Source organism: Hymenobacter lutimineralis, assembly GCF_008271285.1.
GTDB classification, from domain to species: Bacteria; Bacteroidota; Bacteroidia; order Cytophagales; family Hymenobacteraceae; genus Hymenobacter; species Hymenobacter lutimineralis.
Genome location: NZ_VTHL01000010.1, coordinates 25,233 through 47,370, shown reverse-complemented (window position 1 = coordinate 47,370; position 22,138 = coordinate 25,233). Strand labels below are relative to the sequence as shown.

28 protein-coding genes are annotated in these 22,138 nt (G+C 61.2%); 11 read left to right on the top strand and 17 right to left on the bottom strand.

All coding sequences use genetic code 11. The features are described from left to right. Positions 1-35 precede the first annotated feature (35 nt). Positions 36-1,691 (bottom strand): MFS transporter, encoded by a 1,656-nt coding sequence (locus FY528_RS10855; RefSeq protein ID WP_149071033.1) that lies wholly within the window; start codon positions 1,689-1,691, stop codon positions 36-38. 153 nt (positions 1,692-1,844) lie between these two features. On the opposite strand from FY528_RS10855, the gene FY528_RS10850 reads away from it, so the two are divergent. Both FY528_RS10850 and FY528_RS10845 read left to right on the top strand, forming a co-directional pair. Next, positions 1,845-2,204, top strand: a complete 360-nt coding sequence (locus FY528_RS10850; RefSeq protein WP_149071032.1) for a VOC family protein — start codon at positions 1,845-1,847, stop codon at positions 2,202-2,204. A 9-nt stretch (positions 2,205-2,213) separates the two neighbouring features. Next, complete coding sequence (locus tag FY528_RS10845) at positions 2,214-2,822, top strand: DUF4269 domain-containing protein (RefSeq protein WP_149071031.1); 609 nt, start codon at positions 2,214-2,216, stop codon at positions 2,820-2,822. Here the strand turns inward: FY528_RS10845 and FY528_RS10840 are convergent. Then, the gene (locus FY528_RS10840) at positions 2,819-3,709 is read right to left on the bottom strand and encodes a hypothetical protein (protein ID WP_149071030.1); all 891 of its coding nucleotides are present in this window, start codon (positions 3,707-3,709) and stop codon (positions 2,819-2,821) included. The genes FY528_RS10845 and FY528_RS10840 overlap by 4 nt on opposite strands. 173 nt (positions 3,710-3,882) lie before the next feature. Between FY528_RS10840 and FY528_RS10835 the strand changes: the two genes are divergently transcribed. Both FY528_RS10835 and FY528_RS10830 read left to right on the top strand, forming a co-directional pair. Beyond that, a complete protein-coding gene (locus FY528_RS10835) occupies positions 3,883-4,854 on the top strand; it encodes a fasciclin domain-containing protein (protein ID WP_149071029.1) in 972 nt (323 codons plus the stop codon). Between the two features lie 112 nt (positions 4,855-4,966). Beyond that, entirely contained in the window at positions 4,967-6,541 is a 1,575-nt protein-coding gene (locus FY528_RS10830; RefSeq protein WP_149071028.1) for an alpha/beta fold hydrolase, read from the top strand. A gap of 83 nt (positions 6,542-6,624) precedes the next feature. Here the strand turns inward: FY528_RS10830 and FY528_RS10825 are convergent, their stop codons facing one another. The 3 genes from FY528_RS10825 to FY528_RS10815 all read right to left on the bottom strand — a co-directional run bounded on the left by FY528_RS10825 (position 6,625) and on the right by FY528_RS10815 (position 9,756). After that, entirely contained in the window at positions 6,625-8,160 is a 1,536-nt protein-coding gene (locus tag FY528_RS10825; RefSeq protein WP_149071027.1) for a M56 family metallopeptidase, read from the bottom strand. Continuing rightward, entirely contained in the window at positions 8,157-8,525 is a 369-nt protein-coding gene (locus FY528_RS10820) for a BlaI/MecI/CopY family transcriptional regulator (RefSeq protein ID WP_149071026.1), read from the bottom strand. The genes FY528_RS10825 and FY528_RS10820 overlap by 4 nt, the downstream gene beginning before the upstream one ends. 163 nt (positions 8,526-8,688) lie before the next feature. Further along, positions 8,689-9,756 (bottom strand): NADH:flavin oxidoreductase/NADH oxidase, encoded by a 1,068-nt coding sequence (locus FY528_RS10815; RefSeq protein WP_149071025.1) that lies wholly within the window; start codon positions 9,754-9,756, stop codon positions 8,689-8,691. Between the two features lie 123 nt (positions 9,757-9,879). On the opposite strand from FY528_RS10815, the gene FY528_RS10810 reads away from it, so the two are divergent. After that, a complete protein-coding gene (locus FY528_RS10810; protein ID WP_149071024.1) occupies positions 9,880-10,737 on the top strand; it encodes a pirin family protein in 858 nt (285 codons plus the stop codon). A gap of 117 nt (positions 10,738-10,854) precedes the next feature. Here FY528_RS10810 and FY528_RS10805 read toward each other — a convergent pair whose 3' ends face one another. Continuing rightward, on the bottom strand, positions 10,855-11,361 hold the full coding sequence (locus FY528_RS10805) for a GNAT family N-acetyltransferase (RefSeq protein ID WP_149071023.1): 507 nt from the start codon (positions 11,359-11,361) through the stop codon (positions 10,855-10,857). Positions 11,362-11,382: 21 nt separating this feature from the next. Then, positions 11,383-12,639, bottom strand: a complete 1,257-nt coding sequence (locus FY528_RS10800) for a TCR/Tet family MFS transporter (RefSeq protein ID WP_149071022.1) — start codon at positions 12,637-12,639, stop codon at positions 11,383-11,385. A 300-nt stretch (positions 12,640-12,939) separates the two neighbouring features. Between FY528_RS10800 and FY528_RS10795 the strand changes: the two genes are divergently transcribed. Then, positions 12,940-13,323, top strand: coding sequence for an Hsp20/alpha crystallin family protein (locus FY528_RS10795; RefSeq protein WP_149071021.1), 384 nt, complete (start codon positions 12,940-12,942; stop codon positions 13,321-13,323). 93 nt (positions 13,324-13,416) lie between these two features. Here the strand turns inward: FY528_RS10795 and FY528_RS10790 are convergent, their stop codons facing one another. The 3 genes from FY528_RS10790 to FY528_RS10780 all read right to left on the bottom strand — a co-directional run bounded on the left by FY528_RS10790 (position 13,417) and on the right by FY528_RS10780 (position 14,628). Continuing rightward, positions 13,417-13,740, bottom strand: coding sequence for a hypothetical protein (locus FY528_RS10790; protein ID WP_149071020.1), 324 nt, complete (start codon positions 13,738-13,740; stop codon positions 13,417-13,419). An 87-nt stretch (positions 13,741-13,827) separates the two neighbouring features. Next, positions 13,828-14,211, bottom strand: a complete 384-nt coding sequence (locus FY528_RS10785) for a hypothetical protein (RefSeq protein ID WP_149071019.1) — start codon at positions 14,209-14,211, stop codon at positions 13,828-13,830. 144 nt (positions 14,212-14,355) lie between these two features. Continuing rightward, positions 14,356-14,628 carry a VF530 family protein gene (locus FY528_RS10780; RefSeq protein WP_149071018.1) on the bottom strand — a complete coding sequence of 91 codons (273 nt, stop codon included), beginning with the start codon at positions 14,626-14,628 and terminating at the stop codon, positions 14,356-14,358. Positions 14,629-14,818: 190 nt separating this feature from the next. Here FY528_RS10780 and FY528_RS10775 point away from each other — a divergent pair, with 190 nt between their 5' ends. Genes FY528_RS10775 through FY528_RS10765 form a run of 3 tightly spaced genes read left to right on the top strand, consistent with a single transcriptional unit; the run spans position 14,819 to position 16,179 of the window. Then, the gene (locus tag FY528_RS10775; RefSeq protein WP_187632078.1) at positions 14,819-15,580 is read left to right on the top strand and encodes a glycoside hydrolase family 25 protein; all 762 of its coding nucleotides are present in this window, start codon (positions 14,819-14,821) and stop codon (positions 15,578-15,580) included. A gap of 20 nt (positions 15,581-15,600) precedes the next feature. After that, positions 15,601-15,966, top strand: a complete 366-nt coding sequence (locus tag FY528_RS10770) for a septal ring lytic transglycosylase RlpA family protein (RefSeq protein WP_149071016.1) — start codon at positions 15,601-15,603, stop codon at positions 15,964-15,966. 15 nt (positions 15,967-15,981) lie between these two features. Then, positions 15,982-16,179 carry a hypothetical protein gene (locus FY528_RS10765; protein ID WP_149071015.1) on the top strand — a complete coding sequence of 66 codons (198 nt, stop codon included), beginning with the start codon at positions 15,982-15,984 and terminating at the stop codon, positions 16,177-16,179. A gap of 67 nt (positions 16,180-16,246) precedes the next feature. Here the strand turns inward: FY528_RS10765 and FY528_RS10760 are convergent, their stop codons facing one another. Further along, positions 16,247-16,669, bottom strand: coding sequence for a DUF6799 domain-containing protein (locus tag FY528_RS10760; RefSeq protein WP_149071014.1), 423 nt, complete (start codon positions 16,667-16,669; stop codon positions 16,247-16,249). Positions 16,670-16,853: 184 nt separating this feature from the next. Here FY528_RS10760 and FY528_RS10755 point away from each other — a divergent pair, with 184 nt between their 5' ends. Continuing rightward, a complete protein-coding gene (locus FY528_RS10755) occupies positions 16,854-17,771 on the top strand; it encodes a DnaJ C-terminal domain-containing protein (RefSeq protein ID WP_149071013.1) in 918 nt (305 codons plus the stop codon). 53 nt (positions 17,772-17,824) lie between these two features. Next, complete coding sequence (locus tag FY528_RS10750) at positions 17,825-18,148, top strand: chaperone modulator CbpM (protein ID WP_149071012.1); 324 nt, start codon at positions 17,825-17,827, stop codon at positions 18,146-18,148. A 7-nt stretch (positions 18,149-18,155) separates the two neighbouring features. On the opposite strand, the gene FY528_RS10745 is transcribed toward FY528_RS10750, so the two are convergent. The 6 genes from FY528_RS10745 to nadC form a co-directional block, all read right to left on the bottom strand. After that, entirely contained in the window at positions 18,156-18,884 is a 729-nt protein-coding gene (locus FY528_RS10745; protein WP_149071011.1) for a ZIP family metal transporter, read from the bottom strand. 94 nt (positions 18,885-18,978) lie between these two features. Further along, positions 18,979-19,719, bottom strand: coding sequence for a class I SAM-dependent methyltransferase (locus FY528_RS10740; RefSeq protein ID WP_308418675.1), 741 nt, complete (start codon positions 19,717-19,719; stop codon positions 18,979-18,981). A 38-nt stretch (positions 19,720-19,757) separates the two neighbouring features. Further along, positions 19,758-20,015, bottom strand: coding sequence for a heavy metal-binding domain-containing protein (locus FY528_RS10735; RefSeq protein ID WP_149071010.1), 258 nt, complete (start codon positions 20,013-20,015; stop codon positions 19,758-19,760). 26 nt (positions 20,016-20,041) lie between these two features. Continuing rightward, positions 20,042-20,389 (bottom strand): hypothetical protein, encoded by a 348-nt coding sequence (locus FY528_RS10730; protein WP_149071009.1) that lies wholly within the window; start codon positions 20,387-20,389, stop codon positions 20,042-20,044. Between the two features lie 55 nt (positions 20,390-20,444). Then, positions 20,445-21,065 carry a hypothetical protein gene (locus FY528_RS10725; protein WP_149071008.1) on the bottom strand — a complete coding sequence of 207 codons (621 nt, stop codon included), beginning with the start codon at positions 21,063-21,065 and terminating at the stop codon, positions 20,445-20,447. A 118-nt stretch (positions 21,066-21,183) separates the two neighbouring features. Beyond that, positions 21,184-22,044: a carboxylating nicotinate-nucleotide diphosphorylase gene (gene nadC / locus FY528_RS10720; RefSeq protein ID WP_149071007.1), complete on the bottom strand. Its 861-nt coding sequence runs from the start codon at positions 22,042-22,044 to the stop codon at positions 21,184-21,186. Between the last annotated feature and the right edge of the window lie 94 nt (positions 22,045-22,138).

The following is a 22,138-nucleotide window of genomic DNA, read 5'->3' as shown; positions in this document are numbered from 1 at the left end:
GCAAAAGTAAGACCAAGTGGCCGGCACCTCCGGGGCTACTGTTGCCCTTGCATGTTTTCCACGTTGGTAGCCACCTCCACGTTGGCCGACTTCGGGAAAGCCAGGAAATGGGTAACGCGCGGCGGGGTCGTGCCAGTATGAAACTGGCGCACCTGCGCCCGAATTTGCGCGTCGTCGCGGGTGAAGCGCTGGTGCTGGCGCTCATGCTCGCCCCAGGTAGCCACGTAAAAAAACTCGATGATGCACTCAGGCCGCCCCAAATCGGTGAACACGCCGGCGCGCAGGGCCCCGTCGCGCAGGCGCAGGCGGGTGAGCTGGGCCGCCGCCTGGCGGAAGGCGGGCTGGTTGGCTACGGCCACCTGGTACTCCACCATCACTACTACGGGTCCGTCGTCGGGGTCAATATCGGGATGAACGTTGGGCACGGGCCAGGTGCCCGCGGGGGTGAAGTCGAGGTTTTCGGCCGGCCGCAGCGGAAACGGCAGCGCCAGCAGCAGACTGAGCAGCATCCAGCCGGCGGCCAGCAGCAAGGCCAGCGGCAGATTGGCCCGGTCGGCCAGCTCGCCCCACACAATGCTGCCCAACGACAAGCCCGCCTGAAACACCAGCATGTAGATGCTCACCACACGGGCCTGTACCCACTTGGGCACGTGCAGCTGCACCGTGGTGCTCAGGCTGGTCATCACCATCAGCCAAGCTATACCCGATAGAAACATGAGCGGATACAGCCAGTACACCGAAGGAATCAGGGCCAGGCCCACGTTGGTGCCCACAAACACCAGGGTGCCCAGCAGCACCCGCTGGTTGAACGACAGCCGATGACCAGCCCGCCCCATCAGGAAAGCCCCCGTGATGGCGCCGGCTCCCAGCCAGGAAAGCAGCACCCCGTAGGAGCCGGAGCTCAGCAGCAGGCGGCGGGCCGTGACCACCGAGAGCAGGGCCCACATAGCGCTGGCCCCGAAGGAGAAAGCAAAGGTGCGCACCAGCACGGCGTAAATGGCGGGAGAATACTGCACGTAGCGCAGCCCGGCTCGCAGGGCCCCCGTGAAGTTTTCGGCGGGGCCATTCGTTACGGTTTCGGCTCTTTTCCACCGGTACACCACCACCCAGGTAGCCACAAACGAGAGGCCGTTCAGCAGGAATACGTAGCCTGGTGAGTAGTACGCAATGATAACGCCACCTACCGCGGGGCCAATAGCCCGGGCAATGTTGTTGCTTACCCCGTTCAGGGTAATGGCGAAGGGCAACACCGGGCGCGGCACCAGCTCCGTGGTTACAGTCTGCCAGATGGGGGCGTTTACCGCCGCTCCCAAGCCCAGCAGGAAAGTAAAGGCCAACACGCCCAGCGCCGATACCTCCCCGGCCAGGGTAAGCCCCCCCAGCAAAAAGGCCACTACCCCCATAAAGCTCTGGGACACCAGCAACAGCTTGCGCCGGTCAATCAGGTCGCCGATGGCGCCGGCGGGCATACTGAGCAGGAAGGAAGGCAGGCTGGTGGCCGTCTGCATCAGGGCAACCAGCAGGGCCGAGGTGGTCAGGGTAGTGACGAGCCATACCCCGGCTACGTTCTGCATCCAGGTACCAATGTTGGAAACAACCGAGGCCAGCCAGATAGCCCGGAATACGGCGTAGGTGAACGGGGTGGTAAGGGAAGGCCTGGGCTCGGGAGATGCAGCAGTAGCAACGGACATAACAGCGCGAAAGGAAAGACCAGCGGTGAACGAAGGAGCCGGCAGCCTTTTGCCTACGGCGCACGGCCGGCCCGGGGTTGCAAACCACTATTACCAGAACAACGCAGCTTCGGAATGCGCTATCTTGCCAGCCAACTTCTTTCCCGGTTTCTTATGCTCCTAGGGCTGCGCACCATCGTTTACACCGCCAGTAACCTACCCGAAGCCGTGGCCTGGTACCGCGCTGTGCTGGGCGAGGAGCCTTATTTCAACGAGCCATTCTACGCGGGCTTCAACGTAGGTGGCTACGAGCTGGGCCTGATACCCGACGGCCCCACCGGAACGGGTGGGCAGGTAGCCTACTGGGGCGTGCCCGACGCCGAAGCGGCATTTGCCCGACTTTTGGCGCTGGGGGCTACGCCGCACGAGGCGGTACATGACGTGGGCGGCGGCATTTTGCTGGGCACGGTGCTGGACCCGTTCGCCAATGTGCTGGGCATTATTCAGAACCCGTACTTTCAGCTTCCTTCTTAAATTTCTGCAATGCCGCCCCGCAACTGGCATGAATTGGACTATCTGCGCACTGGCCCGGCCCGGCAGCAGCAGGCCTACGCTGCGCTGCAAAGCGCGGGGATATGGAGTCTGCTCAACGAGTTCAGGCCCACGCTGGCCGGCACCGTACCGCTGGACGTGGACATAGCTAGCAGCGACCTAGACGTGTTGTGCGAAGTACCCACCCCGGCCACGGCAGCTTTTCAGGCACTACTCCGTCGGCACTTCGGCACCAAGCCGGGTTTCGCGCTGGCGCAGCCGGTAATCGATGGATTCTCCACCACGTTGTGTCAGTTTCAACAAGCTGGTTTTGCCGTAGAAATCTTCGGGCAGGCTCGGCCCGTTGCGGCCCAGAACGGGTTTCGGCACCTGCTGGTTGAAGACCGGATCCTCCAACTGGGCGGGCCCGCGTGGCGGACAGCCGTACGCCAGCTCAAGCAGCAAGGCATGAAAACAGAGCCGGCATTTGCCCACCTGCTTGAGCTGCCCGGCAACCCCTACGCGGCCCTGCTGGCCCTGGACGACCTATCCGAAGCGCAGCTGCACGCCTTGGTGATGGCGCGCACGGCGCATATCGGCGACCTGTTGCCCGGAAGCTAGAAGTTGTACGCTACGCCCAGGGAGCCTGCCGTAGACTTCCCAATGTTGCGGCCCGCTACGTAGGTACTAGCGCCCAGCACTACGCCCACGCCCTTAGCCAAGGGGCGGAAAATGCTGCCCCCCACACGAGCGTAGTCTACCCGGGTAGCGGTGAAGTTGCCATCAAAGCCAGGCTGCAGAATATCGGTGCCGGATTTGTCCGACTTCTGAAAGGAAATCCATCCTTCCACGTACAGCTTCAGCCCAGCATAGCCGGCTTTGGCCTCCGCCAAAAACGCGTTGGGTACCCGGCCGCTGCGCAGGCTGTAGCCGGCCTGCCCGGTCAGAAACACCCCAATCGGCGTTTTCAGGTGCGCCACGCCCAGGGCTGTACCCTTAGTGGCGCGGTTGCCAATGGCAATGATGTATTGCACCCCCTGAGCCGACTGGTAATTACTCAGCGGCGTACTTACGCCCACTGCGCCCAGCAAATCGAGCTGGCTGCTGCCCACCTCCGTAGAGTACCCCTTAAACTTCAAGTAAGCCGAAATATCCTGAAAGCCTTGGCGGCGGTTGGTATAGCCCTGAGCCTGCACTACCTGGTCATCGGCCTGCCCTTCCGAGCGAATGTAGGGCAGGCTGAGCACCACTTCCACCTTGTCGCTAAGGCCGTAGTTGGCAAACAGGTTGATGGACGAAACATTGATTTTTTTGAAAACCGGCACGGCATCCACCTTTTCCGGTACCAGGTACACTGCCGTGTACCGTTCCAGCGTGCCGCTTACGGCTACCGAGCCGTGGCCTTTACCAGCCATAAAGCCCGTGATGATGCTTTGAGCCTGCGCGCGCGGGGCCGCAGCAAGCAGAACGGAAGTGGCCAGGGCGGCCAGGGAGTAGGAGTGTGACATGAGGTGTGGTAACGAGAAGAGCAGTATATATTTAAAGCAGGCGATGTACGAAGCGCCGTACCCCCCGGATTGTTTTGCCAAACAAATCCGCCGGGCAGCTGCTTTCGTTAGTTAGCCGACCACGCTCTGCTGAGTCTGACTGCTTGTTCTGCCACTCCTCTTCCCTCTATTGCATGCTCTACTCTTTACGCTCCCGCCTGGGCGGGCTTCTCTGCGGCGGTCTTCTGCTGCTGGGCTGCTCTTCCCCCGATACCGACCCCTCTATTGCCGCGCTGGCCGTAGCCAACCCTGACTTCCAGATGCTGGAAGACGCCGCCGTGCGCGGGGGCGTAGTAGAACTGCTGTCCAACAAAAACCCGGCCCCGCAGAGCAACGGATTTTTCACCGTCTTCGCGCCCACCAACGATGCCTTTGCCCGGCTCGGTTTGCGGCAGGCAGCCGATCTGCTGGTTCTGCAGCGGCCATTTTTGCAAAACACCCTTTACTACCACGTGGCCAATGGCGCCCTTCAGGGCAGTACGCTGCAGGCGGGGGGCTCCTCGGGTTCGGCCCTGGGCGTAGCGCGGCGCTACTTCAAGCGCGGCAACGACACCTACGTGAACGGCTCCCGCATTCTGAGCACCGACATTGTCACGGCCAACGGCACGGTCCACGTCATCGATAAAGTGCTGCTGGCCACCAATGCCGACATTGTGCAGTCGGCCGTGGCCCTGAGCCAGGGGCAGGTTTTCGTGAAGCCGGAGCTGACCTACCTGGTAGAGGCCGTGCTGTACTGCGAGCTGGCCGGTGCCCTTTCGAAGGGTAGCCCGCAATACACCGTGTTTGCCCCCACCGATGCGGCCTTTCAGGAGCTGGGCCGCACCCTAGGCGTGGCCCTGGATAAGCCGGCGGATATCCGCAAACTGCCCAAGAACGTGGTAACCAACGTGCTGCTCAACCACGTGGTGCCGGGCGGGCAGTTTACCCCGCAGCTGCCGGCTTCGGCTACCCCCCTGGGCGGCAGCCCGCTCACCTTTGGGCCTTTTACCAATGGTGTCCTCACCGTAAAGGGGGCCAGCAACCCCACCGCTGCTTCCATGGTTATTCCTGATGTGCAGTGCACCAACGGGGTGGTACACGTCATCGACCGGGTATTGCTGCCCTAGCTTTTTCCTTCATCAACCTGCACAGTAGCTGCGCGGCGCTACGCCGTTTGTGTACCAGCGTGACGGTGGCTACCTTACACGTTGCTAATACACCTCTGTTGCTTTTGCCGGAATGAAATTATTTTTTACCCGCCTGGGTTGGGGCTGCCTGTTGTGCCTGCTGGTCGCGCAGCTGGCCTCCGCACAAACCACTCCGCCCTCTCCCGCGCCTGCTGCTTCGGGAGCTTCGGCCCGCCTGCGCCTCGAAGGTCAGTGGCAGGGCCCGCTGCCCGTACCCGGGGGCAAGCTGGAGGTGCGCATTGCCATTACGGAGCTGGCCAACAACGCCTATTTTGCTTCTCTCGATGTGCCGCAGCAGCGCCTGAACCGCGTGCCCATGGAGGTGCTGGTGAAGGGCGACACCGTTACGTTTACCTCGGCTGAGGTGGGGTGCCGCTTCGTCAGCCGCCGCCTCCCCGACGGTCCCCAGCTCACGGGCCAGTGGGAGCAGCCCGGGTACAAGACGGCCCTCACGCTGCGCTACTCTCCTCTGCCGCCTCCGCCCAAGAACTTCAAGTTTCAGCCGCCTTACCGCATCGAGGAAGTAACCATCAGCGTGTCCGATGGCACCCAGCTGAGCGGCACGCTCACCACGCCGGCCGGGGAAGGCCCCTTCCCCGCCGTGGTTCTGCTCTCCGACATGGGCCTGCAAACCCGCGACGCCCCATTCGTCGACTACAACCTGTTTGGCAGCCTGGCCGATTACCTGACGCGGCACCGCGTGGCCGTGCTGCGCTTTGATGACCGCGGCACGGGCCGCTCCACCGGCGACTCGCGCCAGATTACCACGCCCCTGCGCGTGCAGGACGCCCAGGCAGCCCTCAACTTTCTGCGCACCCGCCCCCTGCTCGACGTTACGCGGCTGGGGCTGCTGGGCCACGGCGAGGGCGGCAACGTAGCCCTGCTCGCGGCGGCGCAGCCCCTGCCCCCGGCCTTCGTGGTTTCCCTCGCGGCAACGGGCGTAGTTGGCCGGGAGCATCTAGCTTACCAGCAGGCCCTGGGCCGGGCCGATGGCCAGCCCGATACGGCCCAGGCCGCCGAGGCCCGCCGCCAGGAAATAGCCCAGCAGGACATTCGGCGGCAGGCCGAGAAAATGCGTGCCACGGGCGCCAACTCCGCCCAGATTGAAACCTTCCTGGCCCAGCAGCAGATGCGCCAGCGCAGCGCCCAGAAAAAGCAGGTGGAGGCTAACCTCAAAAAGCAGCAGACGCTGATTGATGTCGTGCGGCAGACGGCTGACAATACCCAGGCGCGCGCCATTCTGGAAAATATGCTCCGCCAGTTCTATCCCGAGATGCCCGCGGCTCAGGTACTCTCCACAGCCGAGTGGATGACCACCCCCTGGTACCGCTATTACCTTGACTTCAGTCCGCTGCAGGGGCTGGGCGGGGTGCGCTGCCCGGTACTGCTGCTGCACGGTACCGAAGATGCCCAGGTGAACCCGGCCACCAACCTGCCTCCCCTCGAAAAAGCCCTGAAAAATAATGGCGACCTGACCACCAAGCGCCTGGAAGGCGTAAACCACCAGTTTCAGCCGCCCATGGTAGAATGGCCCTTAGTGGGCGGCCAGTCGCAGCCCGTGTTTTCCCCTCTGGCTCTGGAAACCATTCACGACTGGATTCTACCCCCGACTGCCGCGGCTAAGTAACCGGCTGCCAGTCTTTAGCACCAAAGCAAAGGCCCGCTGCCATCCGGCAGCGGGCCTTTGCTTTATACCACCACTTGGGCAGGCTATTTCGTGGTGACGATGACCACGCCTTTGCTGCCTTTGGCACCATACTGCTTTTCCGCTTCGGTTCCTTTCAGCACGCGCATTTCCTTAATGCTGGCAGCTGAAATTTTGCGTAGGTCAGCCTCCGTGGTTTCTTTGCCATTCACCAGGATAAGAGCTTCGCCCATGTTGAGCTTTTCCTTGGGCGCTACCGCTTCTACCCGTTTGTTGAGGGCCAGCACGGCCGCCGAGTTGGCATTGGCCTTTGTGGTAATCAACACTACGCCATCGGCAGCTTGGTCGCCGAACAGGGCGCGGGCGGGCTCCCCTTTCAGTACGTGCATATCGGCCAAGGTTTTAGGATCAAGCTTATCCACTTCGCTTTTGGAGGTGGCTTTGCCATCGAGGTAGTACAGGGGCTCGACGGCAGCCACCTCCGCCACGGGTGCGCCCTTGGGGTCAAACAGCACATGCTCGGGGCGGCGGCCAATGGCAATTTCGGCCTTGTAGCGCAGATTGGAGCCATCGGCGGCCCGCACCTCCGATACACCGATAAGGCGGTAGCCCGGGTACTGCTGCACAATATAGGCCAGGGCACTGGGCGGCAGGGCGCTGATGGTCGTCGGTGTGGTCACGTCCGGGCCGGAAGAAGCCGGTGCCGCAACGGGTGCCAACACGGCCGAGGTAGCGGCGGGCGAGGAGAAGCTTAGCAGCCCTAGGGCCAGGGGCAGCACCAGCAGGTACCGGGCCGCCTGTTTACGGGAAGATTGGTGAGCATTCATCATTTGAATTCGGTTTTTGAGCGTGATAAAGGAAAAGGGTGTTACCAGCGCTGGGCCCGGCGCCAGGGTGCTCAGCCGCACGAGGCTGTATTGATATTGCTTGGCATCAAGCTGATGGGTGCGTAGCACTTCCTCATCGGTGATGAACTCCAGGTTTTCCTGCATGGCCCGGAGCAGCAGCCACGCGCCGGGGCTAAACCAACCGATGATGCGCAGCAGGTGGCCAGCCAGTACATCCAGCGTATGCCATTGCCGCACATGCACCCGCTCGTGCAAGAGAATGGCCGGAAGATCTGCAGGGCCGTGCTGGTCCGGGTTCAGGTAGATGGTTTGCCAAAACGAGAAAGGATTCACATCGGCCGCTACCTGGCGAAACGGCACGCCCACGATGACGGCGGGCCGGGAAGCCCGGTGCATGCCCGCCAATGAGGCCCCCTGCACCAGAAGGCGTAGCGCCAGCACCACCACGCCCGCCCAGTACAGGACCAGCAGCCAGCTACCATAATCGGGAGCCAAGTGAGTGGGCACACCATCAGCCTGTTGGCTATCGACAGCCCAGGCGGGGAAAACCACTTCGCGCAATGCCGCCGGAGCCGGCAGCAGCACAGCTACATCCAAAACAGGGTACAGCAGCGAGAAAACGCCGGCCCCCAGCAGATAGGCCCGGTTGAGTTGGTGAAAGGTAAGCCGGCGCAGCAGGGCGTAGTACAGCCCCAGCAGCAGCAACAGCACCCCGTTGGCCTTCAGTAAGTAAAGCAGCAGGTCCGGTATCATTTCTGGGGAGGCTGCTTTTCAATCATGGCAATGATTTCCTTCAGCTCCTCGGCACTGATTTGCTGCTCCTGCGCGAAAAACGACACCAGCTCTTTGTAGGAGTTTCGGAAATAGTCACCCACAAAGGTGCCTAGGAACCGCTTCCGGTAGTCTTCCTCCGGTATCAGGGGAGTGAAGCGGAAGGTGTTGCCCAGCTTCTCGCTCCGCAGGTAGCCTTTGCGCTCGAGGTTGCGCACAGTGGAAGCCAGCGTAGTGTAGGGCGGCCGGGGCTTGGGCAGTAGCTCCAACGCATCTTTGATGAAGCCACCCTGTAGCTGCCAGAAAGCGCGCATGGCCTCTTCTTCGGGGGAAGTCAGTCGTTCCATAGCCTTATTACGAATCTTTCGTAATTCTACGAATATTCCGTAATAAGTGTGACCATTGGCTGAGAATTATTTTCTCTAATTTCAAAAAGGGCTGTTTCCAAACTGGAAACAGCCCTTTTTAACGTTTTATGAGTAGCTCTAGCCACTGCTTATTATCCAAAAGTTAGCGGGGTTTAGCTCGTAGGTACTGATCGGGCCAGGGCACTTCGGCGCCCAACGCCTGGGCCGCGTGCAGCGGGAAATACGGGTCGCGCAGCAGCTCCCGGGCCAGCAGCACCAGATCGGCCTGCCCGCGGGCTATAATGGCTTCGGCTTCCTGGGCCAAGGTAATGAGCCCTACCGCCCCGGTGGGCATCCCGGTTTCGCGGCGGATGCGCTCCGCAAACGGCACTTGGTAGAGTGGCCCGACAGGTATGGTTGCCTGGGCCACGTTGCCGCCCGTAGAGCAGTCCAGCAAGTCTACTCCATGGTTAAGCAATACTGCCGCCAGCGCCACCGAGTCGTCGACCGTCCAGCCGCCCGGGGTCCAATCGGTTGCTGAAATACGCACCAACAGCGGCAGCTCGGCCGGCCACACAGCGCGGGTGGCCTGCACTACCTCCACCAGCAGCCGGATGCGGTTCTCGAAGGAGCCGCCGTAGGCATCGGTGCGCTGGTTGCTGAGCGGCGACATAAACTCGTGCAGGAGGTAGCCGTGGGCCGCGTGCAGCTCAATTACCTGGTACCCGGCCGCCAGGGCCCGCCCGGCGGCCACTTGGAAATTGGCTACTACCTGCTGGATTTCAGCCACGGATAAAGCCTGCGGCGTGGGCTCCGCTGCAGTGAACGGGACCGGGCTGGGGGCTACCGTGGTCCAGCTCCCGGCTTGTTCGGGCAGGGCTTCGCCCCCTTTCCAGGGGCTGGCGTGGCTGGCCTTGCGGCCGGCGTGGGCCAGCTGGATGCCGGCCACGGCGCCCTGGGCTTTGATAAACTCGGTGATGCGGCGCAGGAAGGGAATATGGTCGTCCTGCCAGATGCCTAGGTCGTCGGGGGTGATGCGCCCGGCGGCTGAAACGGCGGTGGCTTCCTGAATGATAAGGGCGGCCCCGCCCACGGCCCGGCTACCCAGGTGCACGAGGTGCCAGTCGTTGGCAAACCCGTCCTGGGCACTGTACATGCACATGGGGGATACCACCAGCCGGTTTTTCAGGGTGAGGCTGCGAAGCGTGAACGGAGAAAATAAAGCAGGCATGACAGGTGGAACAGTGGGATGAAGGTGGATAAACTCCGGGCCGGGCCGCCAGGTTTTCCAGGCGGCGGCAAAACTATCTGGCCGGGGAGGCGGTATGCAGAAAGCCAGCCTTTTTTCCTTTCTATGCGCACCATCAAACAGCTGCACCGTGCCCAGAGCGCGCCCATTGCCGACCTCATCACGTACCGGGCGCTGCCCACCCGCAGTGTCGAGCACCTCGACCCGTTTTTGTTCTTAAACCACCACGGCCCGCAGGTATATCCGCCCAGCAACCGCGGGCTGCCCTTTGGGCCCCACCCCCACCGGGGCTTCGAAACCGTGACGTTTATTCTGGAAGGCGACATTATGCACCAGGACAGCGGCGGCCACCAGAGCGTGATTGAAGCGGGCGGTATTCAGTGGATGACGGCGGGCAGCGGCCTGATTCACTCCGAAGTTTCCTCCGACGCGTTCAAGCAAACCGGCGGCCCGCTGGAAATTCTGCAGCTGTGGGTGAACCTGCCGGCTAAGGACAAGATGGTGGCACCACGCTATACCGGCCTGCAAGCCAGCCAGATTCCGGTGGTCACGCTGGACGAAGGGCGGGTGCAGCTGCAGGCAGTATCGGGCACCTGGAGTGGCACGCAGGGCGCGGTTGAGTCGCCGGCGGGGGTAGCCCTGGCTACGGTGCAGTTTCAGCAGGGAGGCAAGCTCAGCCTCACCATTCCGGCCGAGCACACCATCTTCTGCTACGTTATTCGGGGTAAGCTTCAAGTAAATGGGCAGTCCGCCGAGGCCCGGCAACTGGTGGAGTTCAACTACGACGGCAACGACCTGCACGTGGAAGCCCAGAGCGCGGATGCCGTGCTGCTGCTGGGCCACGCCCGCCCGTTTGGGGAGCCGATTGTTGCTTACGGCCCCTTTGTCATGAACTCAGAAGCCGAAATTCGCCAAGCCTACGCCGATTACCAGGCCGGCAAGTTTGGCACCTGGCAAGAGTAAAGTATTCCGCCGCCTTGCGCAAGCCATCAACGAGGCTTTCCGGACAGGGCGCGGGCCGCTCAATTCCGGGCTCCGCAGCTAACCCCGGTTAGTTTCAAAGCAGGCAGTAGCGCCTGGCTAGTCGAGGCGTTTTTCGTAGCAGTAGAACCGCAGGCCCGGCCGGAAGGCCAGGGTAATTTCTCCGGCAAAGCGGTAGCCCAGCTTGGGGAACAGCCGCTGCGTAGCCTGGTTTTCGGAGTTGGTATCGACGCGCAGGCTGTGCAGCCCCCGGGCCCGGGCCAACGTTTCGGCCTGCTGCAGCAGGGCGGCGGCAATGCCCCGGCCCTGCGCGGCGGGGTCTACGGCTAGTCGGTGGGTAACCAGCGCTTCCTCGGCAGCATCCCAGTTGGCCTGGGCGTACTCGGCATCCTGGTCGGTGGTGAGGGCGGCTACGCCGGCGACCTGGCCTTCCCACTCCGCTACCCAGAGCTGCCCGCGGCTTATGTCCTGCCGGAATACAACTGCATTGGGATAGGAAGCTTCCCATTGAAAGTTGCCCGCGGCGTGCATCAGGGGCACTACGCGCCGGATAAGCTGCTCAATAGCGGGCAAGTCGGGTTCCTGGGCGAGGCGAACGGTAAGCATCGTCAGTAAGTGGACAAGGGGTTAGTGTACCGGTAGGGCATCGGCGCCGGGCACTGCGGCGGACTCGGGCTGCCGGTATTGGGCCAGGGAGCGGAGCGAAAACAGCAGCCCCGCCAGGGCCAGCAGGGAGCCCAGCACGAAGGGCGCTCCGGGAAAATAGACCGGGGCAGTAGCGCGGGTGAAATAGGCAAACAGGTTCGTCATCAGCAGCGGCCCGATGATGGAAGTGAGGCTAATCAGGCTGGTCAGGCCGCCTTGCAGCTCGCCCTGCTCATTGGCCGGCACCTGCCCGGAAATAATGCCCTGCAGCGCGGGCCCGGTAATTCCGCCCAGGCAGTACGGCACCAGAAAGGCAAACATCTGCCAGCTGCGGCCGGCCAGAGCAAAGAGGGTCAGCCCAATGACGTACAGCAGCAGCCCCACGTACACGGCGTTGCGCTGCCCCAGCCGCGGCAGCAGCACCCGGATAAGCCCGCCTTGCACCAGCGCCGTGAGCAGGCCTACCACCCCCAGCGAATAGCCCACCCAGGCCTCCGTCCAGCCAAACTTGAGCATAGTGTAGTACGTCCAGGTAGACTGCACGGCGTGGGCCCCTATGTACACGAGCACCAGGGTAATTACCAGCCCGGCCACCACCGGGTAGCGGCGCAGCTGCAGCAACGAGCCCACAGGATTGGCGCGCTTCCACTCAAAGGCCCGTCGGTTGACCGCCGTTAACGACTCGGGCAGCACAAAGTAGCCGTACAGGAAGTTGAGCAGGCTCAATACGGCTGCTACCACAAAGGGCGCCCTGGGCCCCAGGTGGCTGAACCATCCACCCAGAGCCGGCCCAATGGTGAAGCCCAATCCAAACGCCGCCCCCACGAGGCCAAAGTTCTGCGCCCGTTTTTCGGGGGTGCTTACGTCGGCGATGTACGCGGTGGCGGTAGTGAAGCTGGCCCCCGCGGCGCCCGCAATCAGGCGCCCCACAAACAGCCAGGCAATGGAAGGGGCCAGGGCCAGAAACAGGTAGTCGATGCCCAGTCCCAGCAAGGAAAACAGAAGCACCGGCCGCCGCCCGTACCGGTCGCTGAGGCCGCCCAGCACGGGAGAACACAAAAACTGCATGACGGCATAGGCAAAGGTGAGCCAGCCCGCATACTGCGCTGCCTCGCTCAGGCCCTCCCCCGTGAGCTGCTCAATCAGCCGCGGCAACACGGGAATGATGATGCCCAGCCCAATCACATCAACCACAATCGTGATGAAGATGAAAATCAGGGCTTTTTTTCCTTTGTCCATATACAGTATACAGATGATGCTACGGGATATATACCAACCAGTCCGGCCGCCAAACGTACCGGCGGGCTGCGCCGCAGACAAAGATACCGGCATATGGCCGGGGGTTGCTACCCGTTTTAGCTTTTTCGGTGAGTCTCCCAATTCTGTTTGCAGAGAGAAACCGCGGCGTAGCCGCCATTATGGCGTAAAAGGGCGTTTATAAGCCAGTTACCGGCCGTCATTCTGGCGCAAAAAAGCTCAGGCTTTGGGGCTGGTATGCCCTTTGCATAAGGGTATGCGAACCAAGAAAGGAACCAACCCATGAAGCTCATCAGCCCAGAATTTATTCGCACCATAGCTCCGCAACTCGACCTGCTGAACACGCTGGGTGGAGGCATTGCGCAGGCTACGATGCGCGTAGATAAGCGCGAGAAGGGCGTCGTTATCCGGGTAGCGGCGCCATCGGTGCATCCCGAAAACTTTCACGTGGTCTTGCACAACCAGCAGCTCACCGTGTATGCCGAGTACCGGCACGAACCAGAGGCCACGCTCGCAGCCCCCCTGTTTATCCGCTCCCTGGAGCTGCCCGATACCCTGGACCTGTCGCGCATTGACGCAGTGCACGAAGGCCCGGAGCTGCTGGTCCGCATTCCGTACCAGGATGCCACCAACCAGCCCCGCGAAATAAATATCCGTCGTCAGTAACCTGCCGTTCTGCGGCTCTATATACCGCCGGGACCGACCGGCCTCAGGTTTCCCAGCCACTGCCCCAGGCAGTGGCTTTTTTTTGCCGTAAGCTTAATTAAACAGCGGTATCAGCAGTACAAAGCCCGTGAGCAGGGCCAGGTAAAACCAGCCCATCACCTGTCCGCGGTAGCGCCGGGGCAGGCGGTTGCTCAGCAGCAGCATTGCCCCAATCAGCAGCGCGAGGTAGAGCAGCAGAAACACCACCGTTTTCACCCAGTTGCTGACGATGGTATTTTCGGGTTGATACTGGTTGGTTTCGCCCAAGCTGGCCGTAAGGAACCGAAGCACGTAGAATGCCCCCGTCTCGAAGGTCAGAAACCCCAGCAGCCCCAGCAGCAAAGCCCCAGGCCCCGATTTTTCGGCAATGTCTTTCATAAAAATTCCTAAACGGCAACGCCCACAAAAAAGCCAGCCGCGGGAGGCGGCTGGCTTCGAAAATACGACTTACTGCCGTTGCAGCGCTTACTTGGCGCCGTTGGCCTTATAGTGAAGCGTCAGGGAGATTTTACCATCGGGGGTGGTTACCGAGTGCGTATCGAAGGTGCGGCCCCGCTCCTGCCAGGTAGCGTCCTTCACCAGGGTTTTGGCGGGACGCAGCTCGGCGGGTACCGTGCCTTTCCAAACGGAGGTTTCGTTGCCGGAAGGCGTAATCAGGTACTGCGTCTGGTTCATGTTTACGCAGGTGCTCAGGCCCGTCAGGTCGGCCGTCATACACACCGAGCGGTCGGTTTTCTGCACGAGGGCGCCATTACCTTGCTGCACGGCCTGGGCCGTAGCGTTGGTGCTCACTACAAAAGAGCCGGCAAACAGGGTGAGGGCGGAAATATTGCGAAGGAAGGCGTTCATAACACAGGGGGTGAAAGGTGAAAAGGTCTTGCTGCCGGAGTGGTTGCAAGACGCGTACCAGGAACCGGCACGCGGGGTGGAATGAGCCCCTGTACGTAGAATAAAATTTTGTGTTATAGAAATAAATCTATATTAAACAAGCAGTTACGGCTTCTTCCTACCCAGCACTTCGGCCGTACGCGCCTGCACGTACAGGGCCTCTACCTTGGCGCGGGCCCAGGGCGTGCGCCGCAGAAATGTGAGGCTGGACTTGATGCTGGGGTTCACGGCAAAGCAGTTGATGCGGATACGGCTGTCCAGCTCGGCCCAGCCGTAGTGCAATACCAGATACTCCAGGATTTGCGCCAGCGTGACGCCGTGCAGCTCACGAATTAAGTGCCCTGATTCGTCGCGGGCATCATCAGCGGTAGAAGCCATAAGCAAAGGATTGGTTTCGCACAAAAGTACGGTATTCAGGTACGCTGGTCGGCTATTTGTTGGCGCTTCGGGCATCAGAAACCGTGCTTCCTGCGTTACTTCGGCTATGCAACCGTCTGTGAGCCGTTCCCGCCCTGCTGCTACGCGCCGCCACAAATCCCGCTGGGGGTTGGCGCTGCGGAGCCTAGCTGTGCTCCTACTACTAGGCGCGTTGGGTTTCTACCTGCTTTACCAGCGGCAGGTGCATCGCTACGCGCGCCGGGCCTACGCTACGCTCATCAGCCACCGCCTCACCGGGCAGGAGCGCACGCCCCTGCTCACGGGCTACACAGTGCATGGCATAGACGTGTCGGCCTACCAAGGGCATATCAACTGGACACGGGTAGCCGAAAACAACGTCCGCTTTGCTTTCCTGAAAGCCACGGAAGGCGTAACCCTGCGCGACGCCCGGTTTCAGCGAAACCTGCGCGAGGCCCGGCGCGCGGGCATCTACTGCGGGGCTTACCACTACTTTCAGCCTAACTACGATGGGCGCCAGCAGGCCGACTTATTCGTAAAAACCGCCGACTTGCGGCCCGGCGACCTGCCGCCGGTATTGGATGTAGAGGCCCAGGAGTTTCATGATGTGGCCCAGATGCGGCGCGGCATTGCTACCTGGCTGCGCCTGGTGGAGCGGCACTACGGCGTGCGGCCCATTCTGTACTCCAACTATAGCTTCTACCGCCGCTACCTGGCCGGGCACTTCGACCAATACCCACTCTGGCTGGCCCATTATGAGGTAGAAAAACCGGCCCTGGACCGTGAGAAGTGGATTATCTGGCAGCACTCCGACGAATCCTATATTCCGGGCATCAAAGGCACCGTAGATTTCAATGTGCTTAAGGGAAATTTCCAGAACCTGCTGGCCCTGCGCATTCCGGCCACCCGGCCCCGCTCGGCAGCCTCTCACTAGCTTTGCCTATTATTGCCGGTATGCGTTTGTTGATTTTTTGCCTTTTCCTGAGTGCACTTGCCGGCTGTGCCGGCTCCCGGGCTTTTACCCAAACCGGGCAGGCCTCGTACTACGCCGATAAATTTAACGGCCGAAAAACCGCCAGCGGCACCGTATACCGGGCAAGCAAGCGCACGGCGGCGCACAATACGCTGCCCTTCGGCACCGTCGTGCGCGTGACCAACCCGCGTAACCACCGCTCCGTGAAAGTTACCATCACAGACCGGGGCCCGCATGCCAAAGGCCGCATCATTGACTTATCCCGCAAGGCAGCCCGCAAGATTGGCATTGTGGAGGCTGGGGTGGCCCCGGTGCAGCTGAAAGTGGTGCGCGCCGCCCACCCTTAACCATTCCTACAGAAAATGAGAATCCGTAAGAAAGTGCAGTGGGTACCCGCCCCATCAGCCGGCCGGTTTGCTTTACTTGGGGCCTTCGTGAAAGCCGCCGAAGCCCAGAAGTGGACGGAAGCGGAAGTGCAGTTCGTGATTAACGAAGTAGTAGAAGCCACTTCTGATGCCGAAGCCCGCGAAATCCTGCAGGATTACACCCTGCCCCAATAGCAAGCGGGGTACTGCGGCATGACAGCCGCAGTACCCCGCCAGAAAAGCTTCCAGAAGCCCCGTTGGCCTAACGGCCTTTGCGCTTGGATTTCAGCTTTACTTTGGTGTTTTCTTTCACCACATTCATCAGGCTATCCTGTTCGGCTTTCATGGCTACCGTGGTGAGGCGGCCGCTCAAGGACATAATATCGCCCTCTTTCATCATCACACGCGTGCTGTCGCGCATGATAACGGTGCCATCGGCTTTGATGGTGGTGCCATTCACGAGCTGCTCCGTGCGGGAAACCGGGTCGGTGTGGCCATTGCGGGTTACCATCAGCTTGCCATCCTTCATGGCATAGCCTTCTTTCAAGGTAATACCCTTAGGTGCAGCTGCTTTGGGCTTGGGGGCTACCGTGCGGCGGGGTGGCAGTTTGGTTTGAGCCTGCACAGACGACCAACAGCCAAGGGCCAGCAGCAGGGCCGTAGTGGTCAGCATAATACGTTTCATATCAGCGAAGGTAAGGGGTGGAAAACAAGGTGGGAAGCAAGTAAATTACGATTTTTGCGGGAAGGCAAAAACTAGGCCAGCCGTTTGCGCACAACTTTGAGGATAGCGCTACGTTTGTGCAAGGCCCAAGCCCGCTCCGGCGCGGGTTAGTTTTTCGGTCATTCTGCGGCATATCTCTTACGAAGTGGACTACAAAGACTACTACAAAGTACTGGGTGTAGAGAAAACTGCTACCCCGGAGCAGATTAAAAAGGCGTACCGCAAGCTGGCACGTCAGCATCACCCCGATGTGAATCCCAACAACCCGGAAGCTGAGCAGCGCTTCAAGGAAGTGAACGAGGCCAACGAGGTGCTGAGCGACCCGGAAAAGCGGCAAAAGTATGACCAGTTGGGGGCCGACTGGCAACGCTACCAGCAGGCGGGCAGCCGGGGCGGTGGAGGCTTCGACTGGTCTCAGTACGGGCAACCGGGCGGTGGTGGTTTCAGTGGGAGCAGCCCCTTCGGCGACGAAGCCGACTTCTCCGATTTTTTCAGCTCAATCTTCGGTAACATGGGGGGCGAGCGGGGCGGCAACGCCCGCGCCCGGGCCGGACAGGACTACCAGGCCGAGCTGGAACTGTCCCTGGAAGAAGCTTACCACGGCGGGCCCCGCACGCTCACGGTAAACGACCGGAAACTGCGCATCACCATTCAGCCGGGCGTGGAAGACGGGCAGACCATCCGCTTGCGCGACCAGGGGGCCCCCGGCCGCAATGGTGGCCCCAACGGGTCCTTGTACATCACCTTCCGCCTAAAGCCCGACGCCCGCTATACCCGCACCGGAGCCGACCTTACCATGGATGTGCCCGTGAGCGTGTACACCGCGGCCCTGGGCGGCGAGCAGCAGATTGACACGCTCTCGGGGCCCGTCAAAATCACCATCAAGCCCGAAACCCCCAATGGCACCCGCCTGCGGCTGCGGGGCAAGGGCTTCCCGGTGTACCGCCAGCCCGGGCAGTTCGGCGACTTGTACCTGCGGCTGACCCTGACGCTGCCCCAGCACCTGACCGAGCCGGAAAAAGACCTTTTCCGACAATTGGCGGCGCTCCGCAAATCAGCGTAGCGCACCCGTTTTTTCGTAAGATCCTGCACTGGCAATGCCCCAACGAACCTGCCATGGAAACTCACCTCATTACCATCACCTACCACGAGTGCGCCGTCAGCTATGGCCTGAACGAGGCCGTTGTGCGCGAATTTGCTGAACTGGGTCTGGTACGTCTGGCGGCTGCCCCCGATACCATCGAGGAGGAACCCGAGCACCTGGCCCGCCTAGCCCGCTTGCACCACGACCTGGGCCTGGGCACCGAAAGTATAGACGTAGTACTCCTGCTCCGGCAGCGGGTGTTGCAGCTGCAGCGTGAGCTGCGCCGGCAGCAGGCCCGGGCAGCCCAGCTGGAGCGGTTTCTCCAGGGCGGCGCCCCCACCTTCGACGTGCTCTGACCCCGAGTTAGGCTACCAGCAGGGCCAGGCCGGTGCCGGCTACCGTAGCCAGCAGCTTTGGCCAGGGTAAGCGGTGCTCCGGGCTGGTCTCAAACAGAATGGTAGTGGAAACATGCAGGAAGTTGCCGGCTACTAGGCCTAGCAGAGCCGCGTACCAGCCGCCCGTGAGGAGTTCTTCCAGCACCACGTAGTTACTCACCAGCACCCCGGCGGGAGACGCCAGCGCAAACAATACCAGAAAAGGCAGGGCCCGCCGAAAGCTGCCCAGCCGCAGCAACAGAGTAGCCATCAGGGCAAAGGCGGCGGGAATGTGGTGCAGGGCCACTCCCGCCATAATCAGGTAGAAGTTTTGCCCCACTTCCCCGGTAGCTGAGCCCGGCACCATAATACTGCCTTCCAGGAAGGAATGAACCACGAGGGCCCCCAGCAGCAGAAACGGCACGCGCCCCACGTGGGAGGTATGATGGTGCATGTGGCCGTGCTCCACGCCCTGCGAAAACACCTCCAGTACCAGCTGCCCAAAAAAGCCAGCCAGCACAAAATACCCTACCCGGTGCGAGTCAGTTGACATTTGCAGGGCCTCCGGCAGCAGGTGCGTGATGGTGAGCGTAAACAAATAGGCGCCACTGAATGCCAGCAACGGCTTCATCCAGGTGGTATGGGCCGTGGGCACAAAGCGCGTAAGCCAGCCGGCTCCCAGCACTGTGGCAAACAGCACGAACAGGGCAATCCACATGGGCAGATAGTGAGGTAGGGAGTAAGGCAGCGGCCCAAAGCACACAGGCTAGCTTCAGGTTTAGGAAGCAGCGGTAAGCCGCTCAGATCCAGCCTTATTTTTTCAGGATAAAAATCATTCGGGGGGAGGTAGCGGGCTCGAAGGGCCCCAGCTGATAGTTGCCGAGCACTTCTACCAGGCGCAGCCCCGCCATGCCAAAGTATTCTTCGAACGACTCCCGGCTCAGGGCCCGCACCCGCTCCTGGTAGTGCTGCGGCTGGCCTTGAGCATCCGTAAAGCGAATATCCTTCACGATGAAGTCACTGTCGAGGTGCCGCCGGATGTCGAACGGGATGCCCTCCACAGTTTTCTCTTCCTGCGCGACAAGCTCCCGCACCGTGCGTTCCGTGTTCAGGAAGTCGATAACCAGCTTGCCGCCGGGCTTGAGGGCCTGTGCGGCCGAGCGAAGCGCCACCACGTTTTCCGTTTCCTGCAGGAAGTACCCGAAGCTCGTGAACAGATTGAAAATGAAATCGAACGGTCCGAAGGGCAGCGGGTCGCGCATGTCGTGCACGTGAAAGCGCAGGTGCTCCCCGGCAAACTGCCGGGCGTGCGCAATACTCTGCGGCGACAAATCCACCCCGGTCACATCGTAGCCTTGCTCGCTGAGGTAAATGGCATGGCGGCCCTTGCCGCAGGCCAGATCCAGCAGCCGGGACGAAGGCTTGGCCCGCAGGTGGAGCAGTAGCTGATCAATGAAACGCTCGGCTTCCTGCTGGTCCCGGTTGCGGTAAAGCAAGTGGTAATACGGCGAGTCAAACCAAGTACTAAACCACTCCGGGTCAGGCTGCATCATGCGAAAACAAAGCTAAGATCAAGATAAGACGGGGCTGCTTACAACGAATCAGAGGCGGCGGCCCCGGTCTTGGCGGCCGGGTTGTGCTCCAGATCCATGCCGCACACCGGACACTTGCCCGGCTCGTTGCTGGCGCTGCCTTCGCAGCCCATGGGGCAGAGGTAAGCGGCCGTTTGCGCCGACGGAACTTCGGTGGCGCTGGCCTCCGAAGCGGTGGTGTTGCCCTGGCAGCCAGCCAAAGCAATAGCTGCGGCCAGCACCAGGCTAGCCGCAGCTTTTTTTACTGCATACATCATGTGGTAGGCAAACGTAGCCGCAGAGCTTACTCCTTACCGCCGTCTTGTTTCAGCACGGCATCTGGGTCTTCCTCCACGTTTTTCGTGGGCTCTACTTTCGCACCTTTGGCCGTAGTAGCCTGCTCGGCCGTAGGCTTGGCCTGCTTGTCCAAGGGTACGTGCGAGCTGATGGGCCGCTCTACTACGCCACCGTTGTCGTGAGCTTTAGCTTCGGCCTGGTCTTCCACCACGTCGAAATTCTGGCTGGAACGGGTGCCGGGCGCTACCATATCCACCGACACTTTGTTATCGGGGCGCCAGTCGGAAGGTTCGCTGCTGCACGAAGCGAGGGCCAGGCTACCTGCCAGGCAGAAGAGCAGATGTTTTGAGTTCATATGAATATTCAGCAAAGGACGTTCAACAAAGGTACGAGACAGGAACGGCTCGTGGTTATGCAGCGGCAGTCGGAGCCGCTTTAACTTCGGCAGGCAGCAGATTCTTGCGCCGCAGCATTGATTCAAACAGCTTCAGGTCGTTGGGTGAGTTGAAAATGCGCGTGGGGATGTAGAGGAACATGGGCACCTGAAACGTACGGGCCACCCAGCCGCGCCAACCCGTGGGCATTTCCGCGTTTTCGGGCGTTTTCAGGTACAGCTGGTAGGCAGCGTCCTTAAAGTGCACCCGGTCAATCATTTCCCAGGGAATGTTCATACCCTGCTTGTCATTGAGCTTCATGAGCACGTAGCGCTGGTCGATTTCGAAGTTGACGCGCTCAAACAAGGCTTTGCTTTGCTCGTGCTGGGCCAGGGCCTGCACCTGGGCCGAGCGCAGCACCACAAACAACAGCGTTACGAGCCCCGCGGCCACCACCCACCACCACGAAAACACAAAGATGGCCGGTAGCAGCAGGACCACCAGCGGAATCAGGGCGTACCACCACTCGCGCTTCCACACCTCCGTGAGGGCCATGCGCACGTAGGTCTCGGAGCTGAGCTGATTTTTCTTGGTGCGAATGGCGAGCGGGGAAGCCCCCTGCGCCTGTCGGAATCCGCGTTGATTGGGTTGTTGCATTGGGTAAGTAATGTGCTAATGTGGATGAATGTGCTAATGTGCTGATGGATGTGCTCTGCGCCAGTGAAGTGTGCTATCTGAGCACCTGAGCACATTCCCTCACATTCTTCACATTAAACTAAAACGCTTTCAAACTCATGTCCAGACTATCGGCCGAGTGCGTGAGGGCCCCCACGGAGATATAGTCGACGCCGGTGGCGGCTACCTCGGCAATGGTTTGCTCGGTGATGCCCCCGCTGGCTTCGAGCGGATATCGGTCGGCTACCAGGGCCACGGCTTCCCGCAGCTGGGCCGGACTCATGTTGTCGAGCATAATCCGGTCGATACCGCCTACCTCCAGGGCCTGCTGCACTTCGGCCAGCGTGCGGGTTTCTACTTCGATGGGCAGCTGGCGGCCCAACTCGCGCAGGTAGGCGTGCGTGGCTTCAATAGCCTGCCGGATACCGCCCGCGTAGTCAACGTGGTTATCCTTGAGCATAATCATGTCGAAGAGGCCGTAGCGGTGGTTGGTACCGCCCCCAATGAGCACGGCCCACTTCTCGCACAGGCGGAAGTTGGGCGTGGTTTTGCGGGTGTCGAGCAGGCGGGCCCGGGTGCCGGCCAGCAGCTCTTGCAGGTGTGCCGTGTAGGTAGCAACGCCGCTCATGCGCTGCATGCAGTTGAGCACCAGCCGCTCGGCCGTCAGGATGCTGCGCGCCGGACCTTCTACCACAAAAGCGACGTCGCCGTGCTGCACGCGGGCTCCGTCCTGGAGCCGAACTTCCATCTGCAGAGTTTCATCCACCTCCGCAAAGATGAGTTGGGCCAGCTCCACCCCCGCCAGCACACCTTCCCCTTTCACTAGCAGGCGCGCCCGCTTGCGGGCCATAGCCGGAATGGACGCCCGCGAGGAATGGTCGCCGTCGCCGAGGTCTTCGGCCAGGGCGGTGCGGATAAACGTGGTCAGGGCTTCGGGGGTGAGGTAGGGGGCGGCTTGCACGGTGCAAAAATAGAAAAGAAAAAGGCCCCAACGTGAGGTCCGGCCGGAGTTTGTAAAATCAAACGCTAGCAGGCAGTTCTACGCTTGCACTTCC

Coding starts and splice junctions, on each gene's coding strand:
- FY528_RS10855 (WP_149071033.1), bottom strand. CDS start 1,691: ATGTCCGTTGCTACTGCTGCATCTCCCGAGCCCAGGCCTTCCCTTACC.
- FY528_RS10850 (WP_149071032.1), top strand. CDS start 1,845: ATGCTCCTAGGGCTGCGCACCATCGTTTACACCGCCAGTAACCTACCC.
- FY528_RS10845 (WP_149071031.1), top strand. CDS start 2,214: ATGCCGCCCCGCAACTGGCATGAATTGGACTATCTGCGCACTGGCCCG.
- FY528_RS10840 (WP_149071030.1), bottom strand. CDS start 3,709: ATGTCACACTCCTACTCCCTGGCCGCCCTGGCCACTTCCGTTCTGCTT.
- FY528_RS10835 (WP_149071029.1), top strand. CDS start 3,883: ATGCTCTACTCTTTACGCTCCCGCCTGGGCGGGCTTCTCTGCGGCGGT.
- FY528_RS10830 (WP_149071028.1), top strand. CDS start 4,967: ATGAAATTATTTTTTACCCGCCTGGGTTGGGGCTGCCTGTTGTGCCTG.
- FY528_RS10825 (WP_149071027.1), bottom strand. CDS start 8,160: ATGATACCGGACCTGCTGCTTTACTTACTGAAGGCCAACGGGGTGCTG.
- FY528_RS10820 (WP_149071026.1), bottom strand. CDS start 8,525: ATGGAACGACTGACTTCCCCCGAAGAAGAGGCCATGCGCGCTTTCTGG.
- FY528_RS10815 (WP_149071025.1), bottom strand. CDS start 9,756: ATGCCTGCTTTATTTTCTCCGTTCACGCTTCGCAGCCTCACCCTGAAA.
- FY528_RS10810 (WP_149071024.1), top strand. CDS start 9,880: ATGCGCACCATCAAACAGCTGCACCGTGCCCAGAGCGCGCCCATTGCC.
- FY528_RS10805 (WP_149071023.1), bottom strand. CDS start 11,361: ATGCTTACCGTTCGCCTCGCCCAGGAACCCGACTTGCCCGCTATTGAG.
- FY528_RS10800 (WP_149071022.1), bottom strand. CDS start 12,639: ATGGACAAAGGAAAAAAAGCCCTGATTTTCATCTTCATCACGATTGTG.
- FY528_RS10795 (WP_149071021.1), top strand. CDS start 12,940: ATGAAGCTCATCAGCCCAGAATTTATTCGCACCATAGCTCCGCAACTC.
- FY528_RS10790 (WP_149071020.1), bottom strand. CDS start 13,740: ATGAAAGACATTGCCGAAAAATCGGGGCCTGGGGCTTTGCTGCTGGGG.
- FY528_RS10785 (WP_149071019.1), bottom strand. CDS start 14,211: ATGAACGCCTTCCTTCGCAATATTTCCGCCCTCACCCTGTTTGCCGGC.
- FY528_RS10780 (WP_149071018.1), bottom strand. CDS start 14,628: ATGGCTTCTACCGCTGATGATGCCCGCGACGAATCAGGGCACTTAATT.
- FY528_RS10770 (WP_149071016.1), top strand. CDS start 15,601: ATGCGTTTGTTGATTTTTTGCCTTTTCCTGAGTGCACTTGCCGGCTGT.
- FY528_RS10765 (WP_149071015.1), top strand. CDS start 15,982: ATGAGAATCCGTAAGAAAGTGCAGTGGGTACCCGCCCCATCAGCCGGC.
- FY528_RS10760 (WP_149071014.1), bottom strand. CDS start 16,669: ATGAAACGTATTATGCTGACCACTACGGCCCTGCTGCTGGCCCTTGGC.
- FY528_RS10750 (WP_149071012.1), top strand. CDS start 17,825: ATGGAAACTCACCTCATTACCATCACCTACCACGAGTGCGCCGTCAGC.
- FY528_RS10745 (WP_149071011.1), bottom strand. CDS start 18,884: ATGTGGATTGCCCTGTTCGTGCTGTTTGCCACAGTGCTGGGAGCCGGC.
- FY528_RS10740 (WP_308418675.1), bottom strand. CDS start 19,719: ATGATGCAGCCTGACCCGGAGTGGTTTAGTACTTGGTTTGACTCGCCG.
- FY528_RS10735 (WP_149071010.1), bottom strand. CDS start 20,015: ATGATGTATGCAGTAAAAAAAGCTGCGGCTAGCCTGGTGCTGGCCGCA.
- FY528_RS10730 (WP_149071009.1), bottom strand. CDS start 20,389: ATGAACTCAAAACATCTGCTCTTCTGCCTGGCAGGTAGCCTGGCCCTC.
- FY528_RS10725 (WP_149071008.1), bottom strand. CDS start 21,065: ATGCAACAACCCAATCAACGCGGATTCCGACAGGCGCAGGGGGCTTCC.